Source organism: Enterococcus sp. DIV0174 (assembly GCF_050529065.1).
Taxonomy (GTDB): domain Bacteria; phylum Bacillota; class Bacilli; order Lactobacillales; family Enterococcaceae; genus Enterococcus_B; species Enterococcus_B thailandicus.
On sequence record NZ_CP172881.1, the window covers coordinates 1,294,535 to 1,309,773 of the forward strand.

The following is a 15,239-nucleotide window of genomic DNA, read 5'->3' on the forward strand; positions in this document are numbered from 1 at the left end:
TTTTAGTTAAAAACAGCTGAAAGTATGGTAAAGTATATGAGAAGCTATTGTTTTAAGTGAAAGGAGGATAAGTATGAAACAGATTCCCAAATATATGGAGATTTATTTAGATGTTAAGCGAAAAATCATGGATGATAAATATCAGGTTGGAACAAAATTGCCGACTGGTGACCAATTGGCGGAAGAATACGGAACAAGTAAATTAACTGTAAAAAAAGGAATTGATTTATTAGTATCCGAGGGCGTGTTGCGAACACGTAGCGGATTTGGGACAGAAGTCTTACGTAAACCAATTGATAATTCAAAAGTTTTCGGTCCAAACGAAGGTTTATTGAGCGCGATGGGAGAAGAACATGTTGACTCTGAAATCCATACTTTTTCGATTGAACTTCCTTCAAAAGAAGTGGCGGAGATGTTGGAAATCAGCGAAAAAGATTATATTTACAATATTATTCGAAGTCGATTTATAGACCATCAACCTTATTCGATTGAACAAACATTTATGCCATTGGCTGTTATACCTGGATTGGAACCTAAGCATTTGAAAAAATCAGTTTATGCTTATATCACAGACGAATTAAATTTGGAAATAAAATCCTCTCATTTATGGTTTAAGGGAGATATCGCCAATGAGTTTGATGCAAAAATTTTAAATATCGAGCCCGGTGAATTTATGATTGAAGTAGATAAAGTCGTTTCTTTGTCCTCAGGAACGCCGTTTGAGTATTCGTTATCCAGACATATTTATAAGGACTTCATTTTTGAGGCAATCTTTGTTGAAAAATAAAAATCGGATATACAATCAAAATAAACAGCAAGTTAAGCTTAACTTCTTGCTGTTTATTTTTTATTTTTCGACAAAAGTATATATTTTTAAAAAAAGATATTTACTTTATTAAAAAGACGAGTTATTATCTAGGTGAAAGCAATCGCTTACAAATGAAGGGGGAGAGTTTTATGGGTAAAAATAAAAAAGAGATCATTCTTGAAAAGTTTGGGATGGTCGCAACAAAGTTAGGAAACCAGATTCACTTACGAACGTTGCGAGATGCATTTGCAACATTCATGCCTTTTATGATGCTGGCAGGATTTGTCACTTTGATTAACTATGTCATATTGGAGCCGACCGGTTTTCTAGGTCACTTTATTCGACCGGCTACTTTATCTACAATTCAAGAAATCGGAATTTCAATTAGCAATGGTACACTTAGCATTACTACATTGTTAGTCGTAGCAGCAGTTTCTTATCATATGTGCGTTAGCCGCAATTATCAAAATTCAATCGCTGCAGTGTTGGTTGCTATTTCTACTTTTATTGTCCTTACACCAATGGTTACGATGTTCACTCCAGAGAACAGTCAAAAAGCAATTGAAGTGAGTGGAGTGATTCCGATTGCTTACACTGGAGCTTCAGGCATGTTTGTCGGTATTTTTGTTGGTCTCGCAGCAACAGAATTGTTTATTAAGTTATCTAAAAATGAAAAACTTCAGATCAATTTATCTGGAAATATTCCACCAGCTGTTTTGAAATCATTTAATGTCTTGATTCCGATTATGTTGACGATCACAGTATTTGCGATTGGTTCATTTGCTATCAATCAGTTGTTCCATATGGATGCCAACACATTGATTACTACGATCATTACAAAGCCTTTAAGTAAAATCACTACTGGACTACCAGGATTCTTATTGTTAACATCTATTGCAAATCTATTTTTTGGTTTCGGAATTCATCAAGCTGTCATTTCAGGTTCATTATTAGATCCATTCTTGATTCAAAATATGCAAGAAAACATGGCTGCGTATGCAAATAAAGAAGAGATTCCTCATATCATCAATATGGCATTCAAAGATACTTTTGCTGTAATGGGCGGCTCTGGTAATACAATTGCTTTACTTATTGCGATTTTTATTTTTAGTCGTCGTAAGGACTACAAAGATTTTGCTAAGTTATCTGTTACACCAGCTATCTTCAATATTAGCGAGCCGATTATTTTTGGGTTACCAATCGTCTTTAACATTAGTTTGATTATTCCATTTGTTTTAGCACCAATTTTTTCGTTAACCGTCGCCTATTTTGCGACTGCAGTTGGATTGATCAATCACGTCGTTGTCCAAATTCCTTGGACGACACCACCAATCATTTCTGGTTTCTTAGCGACTGGAGGGGACTGGCGTGCTGCAGTTCTTCAAGTGATAATTATTGCAGCTAGCGTGTTCATCTATTTACCATTTTTACGTATTGATGAAAAAGTTACGTCTGATATGACAAAATAAAGTTCAGAAATCTTAAAAAAGCGAACAGTTCAATGGTTCGCTTTTTGATTTGCTTAAACAAAAAAATTCTTTTCACTTCTGACGAAAGAAAAAATATGTTATGCTAGTCGGGTAAGTAAAAAATAATAGAATCTACTCACAAAGGGGAGCCTTTCGAGGCTGAGAATGAGTTTACTCTAAACCCTCCGTACCTGTTTCGGTCATACGAACGTAGGAATTGTGACGAGTGGAAGTGTAGCTAACACTTCTCCTTTGTGAATTGTGGTGATTCTAAAGGAGGAGTTTTTTTATGCATTCAGAAACAAAAGTTTGGATTGAGGGGACAATTATCGCAGCATTAGCTATGGTGCTTTCATTGATTCCACTAGACATTGGAAGCAGTTTTACTTTGTCGATCGGGCAAATTCCAATAACTATTTATGCTTTACGTAGAGGTCTCAAGGCGGGGTTAGGTGCTGGCTTGATTTGGGGTCTATTACACTTTTTAATGGGGAAAGTTCAATTTTTAAGTATCCCACAAGTTTTAATTGAATACCCAATTGCATTTACCTTTGCTGGATTCGCTGGATTGTTTACTTTATCTTTGCATCGCGCAATGGTGAATGGAGAGACAACCAAAATTTATGGAATCCTAATTGTCTCATCGGTGGTTGGAACCTTTACTCGCTTTTTCTGGCATTTTGTGGCTGGCGGTATTTTTTGGGGAGATTACGCACCAGAAGGTATGAACCCTTGGCTTTTTTCATTTGTCATGAATGGCGCAAGTGGCCTTGCTACTGCAATCGCTGTAGCAATCGTTGTCGTTATATGTTATCGAGTTTCACCAAAATTATTTGATCCTTTGAAGTAAAAAGGAATTGAAAATAAAAAAACTCTTAAAAGACTCAGAATGAATAAGTCTTTTAAGAGTTTTTTGTTATGCCAGTGATTTCTTTGCTAGTTGTGAAGGAGAGACGCCGTAATATTTTTTGAAGAGCTTACTAAAATGATACGCATCTTGATAACCAACAGCTTGAGAAATTTCTCGGATAGTTAGTTGCTCGTTTGCTAGTAGTTCCTTGGCATGTTTTAGCCGAACTTGGATAAGATAATTGATGGGGCTCATACCTGTAGACTCTTTAAAAACTTTTGATAAATACGTAGGACTAACATACAACGTATCAGCTAATTGCTCTAAAGTAATTTCTTGCGTGTGATGGTTTTCTAAATAGTAAATGGCATGATTGACTAAATACTGTTTTCGTTTGGCATTTTTTGAAAGGGCTAGAGTGACTGTATTATCTTGCACTTTTTCTAGGCTTCTTAAAATAAGTACTAACATTTCGATAATTAACGCTTTGACCATCAATTGAAACTCAGGTTGCTCTTCACTATATTCTTTAACTAGACGCCACGCTTTGTCGAGAAATTCCCATTGGTATTCCCCAAGATTAAGAATTGCTTTTTTAGTTGGTAAGTGATTTCTCTTTAGTCCGTCTAATGAAATATTCGTTAAACCAATATGAAGTTGATGTGAATAAGTTCCTGTTCTTTGTTCTTCACCGTGATGGGTGCCAGGGTTAAAAAGCATAATTTGACCAGCATTTAATTGAAATTTTTGTTCCTCGATGGTGTAGTTCGCTTGACCTTCTAAAACAATACTGATTTCTAGAAAATCATGGGTATGGATGTCACTTTTGTTTCCTTGCTCATTCCAAGGATCAAAAGCGTAAATAATTTCTGGGTTAAATATTTGGGCATTTGCATAACTCATAAATGAAAACCCTTTCTTGTGGATTTGATAATATTGTACATCAAAACAAGTAAGAATAACCATTTTCTTTCAAATTTATTAAAGATAAGCTAGTACTTGATTGAGAAAAGGCTTTCGTATAGGAGGGGAAATAAAATGAGCAATTATCAATGGATTTGGCAATATGTAAAGAAGTATGCAAATAAAGGATTTCTGGCAATTATTTTTTTAATAATCAATGCGCTTTTAATTGTAGTCAACCCATTAGTGGCTGGTGAGATTGTCGACAAAGTAATTGAAAAAGGTGAAGCCAATTTATTGATTCCTTTATTAGCATTAATGATTGGTATCACGATTTTTCGAACGATCATTCGATATACTTATCAGATTCTATTTGAACGTATTGGTCAGAACAGTTTGTTTGAATTACGACAAGAAATGTATCAAAAGTTACAAGAACTTGATTTTGATTTCTTTAATCACACTCGAGTTGGGGACATTATGGCTAGAATGACTGGGGATACAGACGCTATTCGTCATTTTGTTTCGTGGGTCGTTTATAACATCATTGAATGTATTTTATGGTTCAGTATTGCTGTCATCGTAATGGCAACAATTAATTGGCAATTGATGTTGGCGTTGGTTGCAATCACACCAATCATTTTCTTGCTTACCCAGAAGATGTCAAAGCAAGCACGACCAATCTTTTTTGAGATTCGTGAAAGTTTTTCCCGTTTGAATTCGATGGTTGAGGAGAACATCGGGGGAAATCGAGTCGTCAAAGCTTTTGCTAGAGAAGACTTTGAAATTCAAAAATTCGTTGAGCACAACGAAGATTACAAAGTACAAAACATAAAATCAGCCGAGGTGTCTATGAAATACTTACCTTGGTTAGATGGACTAGCTGGAAGCTTGAACGTGATTACGTTGATTTTAGGCGGGTTATTTGTTATTCAAGGAAAGATGACCTTGGGTGATTTGATCGCATTCAATGGCTTTTTATGGATGCTGAATCAGCCGATGAGAATGAGCGGCTGGTTGATTAACGATGTTCAACGTTTTTCGGCAGCTTGTATCAAAATTCGTCAAATGTTAGGAACCAAACCACAAATTCCTGTATTGACTCATGATGAAGCAAAAAAAATCAAAGGGCATGTTGAATTTAGAGATGTTTCATTCCATTTTTCTGATGACCCAAATACATTAGTTTTGAAACACATCTCATTTAAGATTAGTCCAGGGCAAACGATTGGTATTTTAGGGGAAACAGGTTCTGGGAAAACAACGTTAGTTAACCTAGTTGGTCGTTTTTATGATCCAACTTCAGGTGAAGTCTTGATTGATGGAAAGAATGCAAAAGAGTACCCTGTTCGTCAATTACGTGAAAACATCTCGATGGTTATGCAAGATGTCTTTTTATTTTCTAACACGATTGAAGATAATATTGCTTTTGGTAATCCTTTAGCAAATGAAACGTACGTCCAACAAATGGCACAGATTGCTGATGCACATGAATTTATTTCACGGATGCCCGAAGGATACGAAACAATTGTAGGTGAGCGTGGTGTAGGACTTTCTGGCGGACAAAAACAACGCATTTCTTTAGCAAGAGCTTTAACGAAAGACCCATCAATTCTTATTTTGGACGATACGACTTCAGCTGTGGATATGGAAACAGAATTCAAGATCCAACGTGAGTTAACGCAACTAACAACTGAAAAAACAACATTCATTATCGCTCATCGTATTTCTTCTGTTCGTGAAGCTGACTTGATTCTAATGATGGAAAAAGGACAAGTAATTGAGCAAGGAACACACAAAGAATTACTGGAACAAAGAGGGCGATACTATGAAGTTTACCAAAAACAATTAGGTATCCAAGAGAAGGAGGGGAACTAATGGCACGTAATAAATTTGATGTGGATGAAACACTGGAGCAAGAATTCAATTGGTCACATTACCGTCGCTTAGCCATTTATGTTAAACCCTATAAAAAAGCGATTTTCAAGGCTTTGTTCGTCATCATTCTTGCCAATACTGCCGGGATGTTGGGACCTTACTTTACCAAAATTGCCATTGATGATGTGATTCCAAAAGGAAATACCACATTATTGGTCCAAATAAGTGTGATCTTTTTCATTTCGCTAGTGGTCATTGGCTGGTGCATGCGTTATCGAATTTATGCAATTACCGAGATTGGTCAAGATATTTTAAAAGATATGCGTTATGCAATCTTTGAACATCTACAACATTTACCATTTTCCTATTTTGACAATCGACCTCATGGGAAAATTTTGATTCGGGTCGTTAACTATATCAATACGTTAAGCGACCTGCTAAGTAATGGTCTGATTAACTTGATTTCAGACATTTTCAATGTGCTAATTACTCTAATATTTATGCTTTTTATTGATGTCAAATTAACCTTGTATAGTTTAATTTTACTGCCAGTGTTATTTGTGATTGTTATGGTCATCAAAACGAAACAACGTAAAGCATATCAAGTGTTGAGTAATAAGCAATCAAATTTAAATGCGTATATTCATGAAAGTATATCCGGTATAAAAATCACACAATCTTTTGCTCGTGAACAGGAAAACTACGAGATTTTCAATGAAGTCAGTGATGAGTATCGTTCCTCCTGGATGAAAGCTGTCAAGGTTCAGTTCATGCTGTGGCCGGGAGTTCAAAATATTGCAGTAATGACAACTTGCTTGATTTATTTTGTAGGTATTCGTCAAATCGGGGTTAATGTTACAACAGGGACATTGATTGCGTTTATCGGTTATATCAACAATTTTTGGAATCCGGTAATCAATATTGGAAATTTTTATAACTCACTGATTACTGCAACAGCTTACTTGGAACGGATTTTTGAGACAATGGATGAAGTACCTGATATCCAAGATGAACCAAATGCACAGATTTTACCACCGATTAAAGGAAATGTTACATTCGATCACGTCACATTCCGTTATGAAGAAGGCAAGAATATCTTAAATGATGTTAACTTCCATATTAACGCAGGTGAGAGTATTGCGTTAGTTGGCCCGACAGGCGCGGGGAAAACAACTATTATTAATCTTTTGAGTCGCTTTTATGACGTTAATGAGGGAAGTGTCCAAGTGGATGGTCATGATGTTCGGTCAGTCACACTCGCTTCATTACGAACACAAATGGGCGTCATGCTACAAGATACGTTTGTTTTTTCTGGGACAATTATTGATAATATTCGTTACGGAAAGTTAGATGCAACAAAAGAAGAGATAATTGCAGCTGCTAAAATCGTTCGAGCTCATGATTTTATCAAAGAGCTAAAAGATGGCTACGATACCGTTGTCGAAGAAAGAGGTAGCACACTTTCTGCGGGACAACGCCAACTAATTTCTTTTGCCAGAGCGCTATTGGCAGATCCAAAAATTTTGATTTTGGACGAAGCCACTTCAAGTATTGATACTAAAACAGAAGAATTACTACAAGAAGGTTTGCAGCAGTTATTGAAAGGACGCACTTCCTTTATTATTGCTCACCGATTATCGACAATTAAAAATAGTTCTCAAATTTTTTATGTCGCAGGTGGGAAAATTGCAGAAGCAGGGACACACGAAGAATTGATGGAGAAACAAGGTCTTTATCATCATTTGTATCAATCACAATATGATTTACTTCAAGCAAATTGATAACGAAAAAACAGCAAGGAGCATACGAGGCAGTTCGTATCTTCTTGCTGTTTTTCTTGTAAAATGAACGATAGCCCTCTCTGTTAAGAGAAGGCTATCTAACTAATCAATATTTATTATTCTAAAGTTGGTGGTGACTATTACTAACAATTAATTTTTCTCATTTAAACGATGTATTCCCTAACCTCTAATACATCCTTGTAACTCCAAGGTTACGCCAGTGTTGATTAAATTTCATCAAACAAATTAACAATTCGCGATAAAAATATTTTTCGTGTTAAGAACAATAATAGCAGGGAATATCCTTAATAGCAAGAAATCTAATTACAAATTAAAGAAAACTGAAGAAATAGCAGAACCAAAAAAGCACCTACTGTATTCATCCAGTAGGTGCTTTTAATGACTAGAACTGCAATCATTCATATGAGATATCTCTCCTATAGGGATTTTTTCAATTCTTGTACAGCTTGTTCAATCGTGACACCTGTAGCTACGTGGTTTGCATTGTCTTTATCAAAAACGATAAATAGATTCAAATCAGTATTTAAAGTAACACGATATTGTAAGTTTTTGTTATAGAATGTCATAATTCATTCTCCTTTCTTAAATCTTAACGAAAGGCAACTACTACGTTGATAACGAAATTCCACAATTAATATAACATAAAAGAGAAAAAACAGCTAGTAAAGAGTTTCTTAAGATTAATCCGTGAGTATTCTTTTTTCAATCTTTCTTGTGTCAAGGAACCAATAATCATGATAATCGCCAATTAAAGCAGAGAAAGGAATAGGTGTTTTTCCTTGCTCAATTAATTTTTCGATTAAATAATTTTTTAGAATCCAAGGTTCTTCGATTGTAGCTGGTTGTAGTAGCAAAATGGCTTCTATTTTCTCCGGAGAAATTCTTAATTCATCAGCAATTTCTTGAGTCGATGAACCTAGTAAAGCAAAGTTTTCTTGAAATTCATTTAGTGTATTTATTTGTTGCTGTTTTGTTAAAGACATCAGACCATCTCCTTGATTTAATAGTAGAAATAATAGTCCTAATAAATGAAAAATACAAGTAAAACCTGTGATTAAACGTGATTCACTATTGGAAAGCTTAACAATATGCAGTAAAGTAAAATTAGCAAGGAAACGAGGAAGACAAGAACAAAAAAATTAAGAGGTGAACAATGAAATTAGTATTGGAAAACATAACGAAAAATTTTGATGAAAAAGTGATTTTTGATGATGCTAGCTTTACCTTTGAAAAGGGAAAAATCTACGGTTTGCTTGGACGAAATGGTTCTGGGAAAACAACCTTGTTCAATTGTATTTCAAAAAATCTATTACTTGATAATGGAACGATTGGCCTTGAAAAAAATGGCATTCTCAACACAGACTATGACAATACTGAAATCGGTTTTGTTTATACGATGCCACATTTACCAGCATTTATGACAGCATATGAGTTTGTGAAGTTTTTTATTGATATCAATCAAGATCGGATTGAAGAAATCAAACGACCAGAAAATTATCTAGATTCAGTAGGGATCGAACGTCAAGACCAACACCGTTTGCTAAAAGATTTTTCTCACGGAATGCAAAACAAAGTACAGCTTTTGGTTTCACTTATGGTCCAACCACCTGTTTTATTATTAGATGAACCATTAACGTCTTTTGATGTTGTTGCCGCCCACGAGATGAAAGAGTTGATTTTAAAGATGAAAACGAACTCGGTTATTATTTTTTCGACTCATATTTTACAATTAGCACAAGATCTTTGTGACGAAATCGTGTTACTACACCACAAAAAATTGATTGGTATTGCATCAGATAAGATTCATGACCAAGATTTCGAAGAGGAAATCATTGATCTGTTGTCTGATAGAGAAGAACGGCCTACTTTTACAAAGGAAGAGGCGTAGTCTATGAATCGGATGTTTGATTATTTGCGCGACTATTGGCAATTAGAACAAGTTTCAGTCACTAAAAAGGTCAATGGACTTGTTTTTTATTCACGAAAAATACCTGTTATTGGAAAATTCATACCTACTCGTTTCTATCAAAGTTATGAATTGAAACAAATTTTAACCGTCATTGGTTTGATAATTGAAAATATCCGCAGTATTCTCGCCAAAGGTTTATGGTTGGCTCTTTACTATGGACTCGCGATACTATTGAGCGGAGCAGATTTATTTTCCGGTAAAGCATTTACTCACCACACTGGCAATCTTGGTTTATTTTTGTGGTTCATGGTAGTGGTTGTTTTGTTTAATTTTTATGATGGGTTCGTTATCTCAGGAGAGAAGAGAATTGTTGACTTTATTGAACATTTCCAACGTCCTAAGCAGAGGATCATCCGTGGATATAAACTAACTGACAGCTTTATACATGGCCTAAGATATCTTCCTGCTGCCATCATTTATGGTTTTGCTATCGGTGAACCGATTAAAGTAACTTGTTTTATTTTTTTAACGTATGTTGGTTCTCGCTGTTTTTATCTTTATTTAGGTAGAATTATTTTCACTTGGCACTTATCAAAGCGCCAACGGGTGATTTTTGGTAGTGTAGTGACTATTGTTGTTATTAGTAGCACGGTGATTCTTGTCTGGGTAAAATTAGCAGTAGCTGTGTTAACATTTTTCCTTTCTTGGGTTGGAATCACGCTATCCATCGTTTTTCTCATCTTCAGTTGGTATGCTTTACTCCACTTTAAAAGGGAACTGGACTATGTCTTTTATTGGAGTGAGATGACTACTTTGTCGAATGTTGCCAGTCAAGAACTTGCTTCTGGTAAAAGTTATCTTAGTGATGGATTAGCCATGCAGAAAAAATTAGTGATGAACCAGGAGGAACGATTCGCTCATTTAGATGGTAACCAATATCTGAATGCTTTATTATTTAGTCGGTATCGTAAAATACTGAACCGTGCTTTTCGATTACGTGTGTATACGATAGTTGCTGCATTAATTGTTGTTGTTATTCTTAGTTTCTTTGATGTTAGAGAAGCTTTGACTGAAAAAGAGATGACAAGAACCTTAAGTCTGCTATTTTTTATCATGTATGTCATGAGTTTTGGAAAGAAAGTCGTTCAAATGGTCTTTGTTAACTGTGATGTAGCGATGCTCTATTATCCATTTTATCGTGAAGCAGGAACAATCATTCATGGATTCAATTACCGTTTCAAGCAGACTTTTTTCTACAATGGTTTATTATCAATCGGAATTTTTAGTGTCTATCTTCTTTTATCGGTGCTTAATGGGTTCTTTTTATCTTGGACATTTTTTGGTGTTTTAGCCTTATTATTACTGGCATTATCTGCCTTATTTTCATTTCATGAATTATTTATCTATTACTTGATTCAACCATTCACTAGTGAGATGGAAGTGGTCAGTCCGCTGTATAAAATCATTGCCATACTTTTTTATTGGATAGCGTATGGGAATCTACAATTAAAAGTATCAGGATTCTTTTATGCAATCATCGTGTCGGTGGCTTGCTTACTCTATGTCGGGATTGGTTTCGTGATTATTTATAAAAAAGCACCTAAAACATTTAGAATCAAAGATTAATTCCAAAGAAAAATAAACTTATTAGCAAAAAGGTTGCTTTCAGCCAGTGCCCATGGTATAGTAAACAAGTAATTTATTTTGAAACGTAATTTGAGCTGTATGGCACATTATACAAAACTCCTTTTGCTTATCAACAATTAATTGCAACAAAAAGCGTACTTGATACGTAATTAGGAGGAACTATAATATGAATAACGGTACAGTAAAATGGTTTAACGCAGACAAAGGTTTTGGATTTATCACTGGTGAAGATGGAAATGACTTATTTGCACATTTCTCAGCTATCCAAGGTGAAGGTTTCAAGACTTTAGAAGAAGGTCAATCTGTGACTTTTGATATCGAAGAAGGTCAACGTGGACCTCAAGCAACTAACATTGTAAAAGCTTAAATTATTACATTGACTGTTAACCGTCTCGTCTGAGGCGGTTTTTTTGTGTCTTTATTTGGGTCGAATATTTTTCTATATCTACTAAAAAAAGCAAGACATTACAGTGTATTATTTATGTAATATTTACATTTCTGAACGATCCATAATTAATTGTGCTTTTTTTATAATAACTTGCGTTTTTTTGATATAATAGATATGGCTCAAAATAGTTAGCTATAATCAAAAGAAATGTAAACAAAACGGTTGTAGTTAGGGAAATAGGGGGAGAATATTTTGGGAATACCTAGTTTCATCATTTTGGCTATGATCGTTGGACAGTTAGCAAGTATGTTATTTGTCCTAGGCTATTTCAACGATGAATTAACAAATAAAAAATATCTATTGTTTTGTGTTGGAATCATGATAGTCTATGTGCTAACGTATATGAAATTAGATGTGGTTTCAACCGGAATGTTATGGCTCTACATGTGTGGTATTCTATTGTACTTTCGACGTGGTTATTACTGGTCTTTCTTTTCGTCATCCTTGTCGATTTTATTGTATATCTTTGCTGATAATTTATTCGCTACTGGTTTGTACATGGCGGGACTTGATTATGATAATCAAGTAAATCAAGTTCTTCGTTTAGCAATTAACACACTTATCTACTTTTTGTTCGCTTGGATATTCAAAAAAATTATTATCAAAAAATATTTCGGTAATGACTTAATCTTGAAAGTTAGTACAACCATCGTCACATTGACATTTATGATGTACTTTGCTCTAATCGTAATTGATCGCTATCCCTCACTAAATGAATATTTTGGACACGCAAATGCATTTTTTATTGTTCTATACGGAATGTTATCTGCCTTGATTTGTTTTTCAATCATCTTCGTCAAACAGGCGGAATACGAAGCAAAAGAGCAAAGAAACCGAATGAATTATTTGATTGATTACAGTGAACAAATCGAGAAAAACTATTCAGAACTCAGAAAATTTAAACATGATTATAAAAACATTCTGATTTCTTTAGAAGATTACATCGAAAATGATGATGTAACTGGTCTGAAAAACTATTTTTACTCCAGTATCAAAGGAACTGGGACAATCTTTGATCAAGAAATCTTAAAAATGGCATCCGTTAGTCATTTAGAAATTAGAGAAATCAAAAGTATTATCATCAGTAAACTGTATAGTGCATATGAACAAGGAATTCGCGTTAATATCCATGTGCCAAAAACAATTGACAAAATTTCAGTTCCATCGCTGATTCTAGTTCGGATGCTGGGGATTATTTTAGATAATGCGATTGAAGAATCACAAAATGTTGACAATCCCGAAATCGAATTAACCGTAACCATTCATAATCAGGCGTGTTTGTTTATCATTAGTAATCGCTGTCGGGAGAAAATTCCTAAACTACATGTTTTAAAACAAGCGAATTTTTCAACTAAATCTCAGAATCGTGGAATTGGTTTAACAAACTTAGACGAATTGGTCCAAGCCCAACCAAATGTGTATTTAGAAACAAAAATTGACAACAATCAATTTATTCAAATCATTACGATTTTTGACAAATTGAATTAAGCGAATCAAAAGTGCGCACTTTTTCTTAAAAAAGGCGCACTTTTGATTGTTTAAGGTCTATATCACTTTTCTTATTATAATTTTTATAGAGTAGTAGCAAAACACGCTATTATTTTACTATTGAATTAGGGGTGGAGAAGACATGAAAAAATTTTCAAATGTTAAGATTCAAATGTTAAGCATGGTATCAGCTGTTGCGTTGGTTGCCTATGAACTAGTTTCTACAACTAGTATTTGTTTATTAGCTACTTACGAACCAAAAATGCCAGAAGCGTTAAAAAATGAAATGGAAAAATAATTACCTTTAAGAGCTTTTGCCAATAAGGTGAATGCTTTTAATCGTAGTTGTTTTATCGACATAGCATTGTCAGCCGACAGTGTTATGTCTTTTTTTATGAGCTTTTGATTGGTATTCGGTAAGCCTTTTTTTGTGATGGGTTGCCTTTTTCAGAATAGCGTTTACTATGAAGATAGACCTATTGAATTACTTGAGAAGTATTTCACAAAATAAAACAAAACTATGATACAATAATTTACCCAAGCGCTAAAAGTTTGGGCGTTTCGCTTAATAATAAAGCGGTAAAAATGAGAGATGAAGTGGGGCGATAGCTGTGTTGAAAATCTTTGTTTGTGATGATGAAACAGTTCATAGAAATCGAATTACCAAAATTGTAAAAAACTATCTAATGATGATGGATTATGATATAGAATTTGCCATGGAGACTCCTGATCCTAATGATGTTTTGAACTTTATTCGTAAGGAACGAACAGAAGGACTCTATTTTTTAGACATTGACCTCAATGCCGAAATGAATGGAATCATGTTAGGTGCAAAAATCCGCGAGTATGATCCGACTGCTAAAATTGTCTTTATAACTTCTTATAGTGATATGGCTTATTTAACTTTTGTTTATAAAGTAGAAGCTATGGATTACTTAGTAAAAGACGACTTTGAAGAATTACAGAAAAAAGTGATTAGCTGCATTGACACTGCGATGCAACGTTATATGAACACAGAGCTTCCTAGTCGTGAACAGATTCGAATCAAAAGTGGTGTGCTGGACATTAAATTATTCGTAGACGAGATTTTATTTTTCGAATCGAGCCAAACACCGCATAAGCTGATTATTCATTTGGATAACAGGATGGTCGAATATACTGGAAAAATCAAAGATGTGGAGAAATTCAGTCAATCGTTTTATCGCTGTCACCAATCTTATGTAGTGAATGTCAACAATATCAGTCGGATTGACAAAAAGGAACGCGTAATCACAATGGTCAATGACGAGGAGTGCCTAGTGTCTACTCGTCACTTGAAAAAACTAGTTGATCGTTTTAATCAAAAATAAACTTAACACTTTTGCTGAAATAACTAACACTTATGAGTTTGCTTTCTCTCACTTTCAACTCCTTATATAATCAAGTTTAGGGGAGATGAAAATATGACAAATGAATATGTTTCACTAGAGGAGAAAATAGCAAAGAACTTAAGTCAAAAGCTTGGCTCAAATTTAAACCTTTCTGAACTTGAAACTGCAAAAATCGAGTATGGTCTTTCGACATTACTTGTTGAATTAATTAAACTTGTCTTTATTTATGCTGTTGCAGCATTCTTGCAAATTGTTTCAGCTGTGATTGTTACCCACGTGACGTTTTTCGTCATTCGCCGAAATTCTTATGGCTATCACGCTAGCAAGAGTTGGTTATGTACAATCCAAAGTATTTTTTTATTAGTGATTGTGCCATTTGGTGCCATCTTTTTTGATATTACCATTGGTAGACTTGCTTTTTTAGGCGCTGCAGCACTTTTGACAGTGATTATCGGATTCAAAGGACCAGCAATCGATCCTAAGCGTTTAAAAGCAGGAGTTGAGAAAACACGAATGAAAGCAATCGTTGTCAGTATAGTAATTTTATTCATTGGCGTAGCGATTCCTAGTGATTTTTATCGAATGTGCATCCTGTTAGGAATGACAAGTGCAACAATTCTTTTATTCATCAAAGTTAAAGAGTAGTAAGTTAAAAAGTTACCTTTCA

15 protein-coding genes and 1 riboswitch are annotated in these 15,239 nt (G+C 34.6%); of the genes, 12 read left to right on the forward strand and 3 right to left on the reverse strand.

Translation table 11 applies throughout. The features are described from left to right. Positions 1–73 precede the first annotated feature (73 nt). The 3 genes from IGJ93_RS06230 (at position 74) to thiT (ending at position 3,127) form a co-directional block, all read left to right on the forward strand. A complete protein-coding gene (locus IGJ93_RS06230; protein ID WP_430597040.1) occupies positions 74–787 on the forward strand; it encodes a GntR family transcriptional regulator in 714 nt (237 codons plus the stop codon). A 170-nt stretch (positions 788–957) separates the two neighbouring features. After that, positions 958–2,277, forward strand: a complete 1,320-nt coding sequence (locus IGJ93_RS06235) for a PTS sugar transporter subunit IIC (protein ID WP_071868338.1) — start codon at positions 958–960, stop codon at positions 2,275–2,277. A 132-nt stretch (positions 2,278–2,409) separates the two neighbouring features. Further along, a riboswitch (TPP riboswitch) is annotated at positions 2,410–2,511 on the forward strand. A 55-nt stretch (positions 2,512–2,566) separates the two neighbouring features. After that, positions 2,567–3,127, forward strand: coding sequence for an energy-coupled thiamine transporter ThiT (gene thiT, locus IGJ93_RS06240; RefSeq protein ID WP_067481930.1), 561 nt, complete (start codon positions 2,567–2,569; stop codon positions 3,125–3,127). A 66-nt stretch (positions 3,128–3,193) separates the two neighbouring features. Here thiT and IGJ93_RS06245 read toward each other — a convergent pair whose 3' ends face one another. Next, positions 3,194–4,030, reverse strand: a complete 837-nt coding sequence (locus tag IGJ93_RS06245; protein ID WP_095803624.1) for an AraC family transcriptional regulator — start codon at positions 4,028–4,030, stop codon at positions 3,194–3,196. Positions 4,031–4,165: 135 nt separating this feature from the next. Between IGJ93_RS06245 and IGJ93_RS06250 the strand changes: the two genes are divergently transcribed. Both IGJ93_RS06250 and IGJ93_RS06255 read left to right on the forward strand, forming a co-directional pair. Beyond that, positions 4,166–5,908: an ABC transporter ATP-binding protein gene (locus IGJ93_RS06250; protein ID WP_430597041.1), complete on the forward strand. Its 1,743-nt coding sequence runs from the start codon at positions 4,166–4,168 to the stop codon at positions 5,906–5,908. Then, positions 5,908–7,689: an ABC transporter ATP-binding protein gene (locus IGJ93_RS06255; RefSeq protein WP_284590488.1), complete on the forward strand. Its 1,782-nt coding sequence runs from the start codon at positions 5,908–5,910 to the stop codon at positions 7,687–7,689. The genes IGJ93_RS06250 and IGJ93_RS06255 overlap by 1 nt, the downstream gene beginning before the upstream one ends. 437 nt (positions 7,690–8,126) lie before the next feature. On the opposite strand, the gene IGJ93_RS06260 is transcribed toward IGJ93_RS06255, so the two are convergent. Both IGJ93_RS06260 and IGJ93_RS06265 read right to left on the reverse strand, forming a co-directional pair. Next, positions 8,127–8,276 (reverse strand): hypothetical protein, encoded by a 150-nt coding sequence (locus IGJ93_RS06260; RefSeq protein WP_169819312.1) that lies wholly within the window; start codon positions 8,274–8,276, stop codon positions 8,127–8,129. A gap of 114 nt (positions 8,277–8,390) precedes the next feature. Further along, entirely contained in the window at positions 8,391–8,693 is a 303-nt protein-coding gene (locus IGJ93_RS06265) for a DUF2316 family protein (RefSeq protein WP_071868343.1), read from the reverse strand. A gap of 170 nt (positions 8,694–8,863) precedes the next feature. Between IGJ93_RS06265 and IGJ93_RS06270 the strand changes: the two genes are divergently transcribed. The 7 genes from IGJ93_RS06270 (at position 8,864) to IGJ93_RS06300 (ending at position 15,217) form a co-directional block, all read left to right on the forward strand. Continuing rightward, entirely contained in the window at positions 8,864–9,598 is a 735-nt protein-coding gene (locus IGJ93_RS06270) for an ATP-binding cassette domain-containing protein (protein ID WP_067481941.1), read from the forward strand. A gap of 3 nt (positions 9,599–9,601) precedes the next feature. Further along, complete coding sequence (locus tag IGJ93_RS06275; protein ID WP_071868344.1) at positions 9,602–11,245, forward strand: hypothetical protein; 1,644 nt, start codon at positions 9,602–9,604, stop codon at positions 11,243–11,245. Between the two features lie 187 nt (positions 11,246–11,432). Then, positions 11,433–11,633, forward strand: coding sequence for a cold-shock protein (locus tag IGJ93_RS06280; protein ID WP_067481945.1), 201 nt, complete (start codon positions 11,433–11,435; stop codon positions 11,631–11,633). 273 nt (positions 11,634–11,906) lie between these two features. Continuing rightward, positions 11,907–13,202, forward strand: a complete 1,296-nt coding sequence (locus tag IGJ93_RS06285) for a sensor histidine kinase (RefSeq protein ID WP_140444158.1) — start codon at positions 11,907–11,909, stop codon at positions 13,200–13,202. 142 nt (positions 13,203–13,344) lie between these two features. Next, positions 13,345–13,500, forward strand: a complete 156-nt coding sequence (locus IGJ93_RS06290) for an AgrD family cyclic lactone autoinducer peptide (RefSeq protein WP_082294043.1) — start codon at positions 13,345–13,347, stop codon at positions 13,498–13,500. 313 nt (positions 13,501–13,813) lie between these two features. Continuing rightward, positions 13,814–14,551 (forward strand): LytR/AlgR family response regulator transcription factor, encoded by a 738-nt coding sequence (locus IGJ93_RS06295; protein WP_067481947.1) that lies wholly within the window; start codon positions 13,814–13,816, stop codon positions 14,549–14,551. A 93-nt stretch (positions 14,552–14,644) separates the two neighbouring features. Beyond that, positions 14,645–15,217, forward strand: coding sequence for an accessory gene regulator B family protein (locus IGJ93_RS06300; RefSeq protein ID WP_067481949.1), 573 nt, complete (start codon positions 14,645–14,647; stop codon positions 15,215–15,217). Positions 15,218–15,239: the final 22 nt, after the last annotated feature.

What these genes read in the sequence shown, in the direction of transcription:
- IGJ93_RS06275 (WP_071868344.1), top strand. Translation starts at nt 9,602, where the DNA reads ATGAATCGGATGTTTGATTATTTGCGCGACTATTGGCAATTAGAACAA.
- thiT (WP_067481930.1), top strand. Translation starts at nt 2,567, where the DNA reads ATGCATTCAGAAACAAAAGTTTGGATTGAGGGGACAATTATCGCAGCA.
- IGJ93_RS06260 (WP_169819312.1), bottom strand. Translation starts at nt 8,276, where the DNA reads ATGACATTCTATAACAAAAACTTACAATATCGTGTTACTTTAAATACT.
- IGJ93_RS06255 (WP_284590488.1), top strand. Translation starts at nt 5,908, where the DNA reads ATGGCACGTAATAAATTTGATGTGGATGAAACACTGGAGCAAGAATTC.
- IGJ93_RS06245 (WP_095803624.1), bottom strand. Translation starts at nt 4,030, where the DNA reads ATGAGTTATGCAAATGCCCAAATATTTAACCCAGAAATTATTTACGCT.
- IGJ93_RS06300 (WP_067481949.1), top strand. Translation starts at nt 14,645, where the DNA reads ATGACAAATGAATATGTTTCACTAGAGGAGAAAATAGCAAAGAACTTA.
- IGJ93_RS06235 (WP_071868338.1), top strand. Translation starts at nt 958, where the DNA reads ATGGGTAAAAATAAAAAAGAGATCATTCTTGAAAAGTTTGGGATGGTC.
- IGJ93_RS06270 (WP_067481941.1), top strand. Translation starts at nt 8,864, where the DNA reads ATGAAATTAGTATTGGAAAACATAACGAAAAATTTTGATGAAAAAGTG.
- IGJ93_RS06250 (WP_430597041.1), top strand. Translation starts at nt 4,166, where the DNA reads ATGAGCAATTATCAATGGATTTGGCAATATGTAAAGAAGTATGCAAAT.
- IGJ93_RS06280 (WP_067481945.1), top strand. Translation starts at nt 11,433, where the DNA reads ATGAATAACGGTACAGTAAAATGGTTTAACGCAGACAAAGGTTTTGGA.
- IGJ93_RS06290 (WP_082294043.1), top strand. Translation starts at nt 13,345, where the DNA reads ATGAAAAAATTTTCAAATGTTAAGATTCAAATGTTAAGCATGGTATCA.
- IGJ93_RS06230 (WP_430597040.1), top strand. Translation starts at nt 74, where the DNA reads ATGAAACAGATTCCCAAATATATGGAGATTTATTTAGATGTTAAGCGA.
- IGJ93_RS06265 (WP_071868343.1), bottom strand. Translation starts at nt 8,693, where the DNA reads ATGTCTTTAACAAAACAGCAACAAATAAATACACTAAATGAATTTCAA.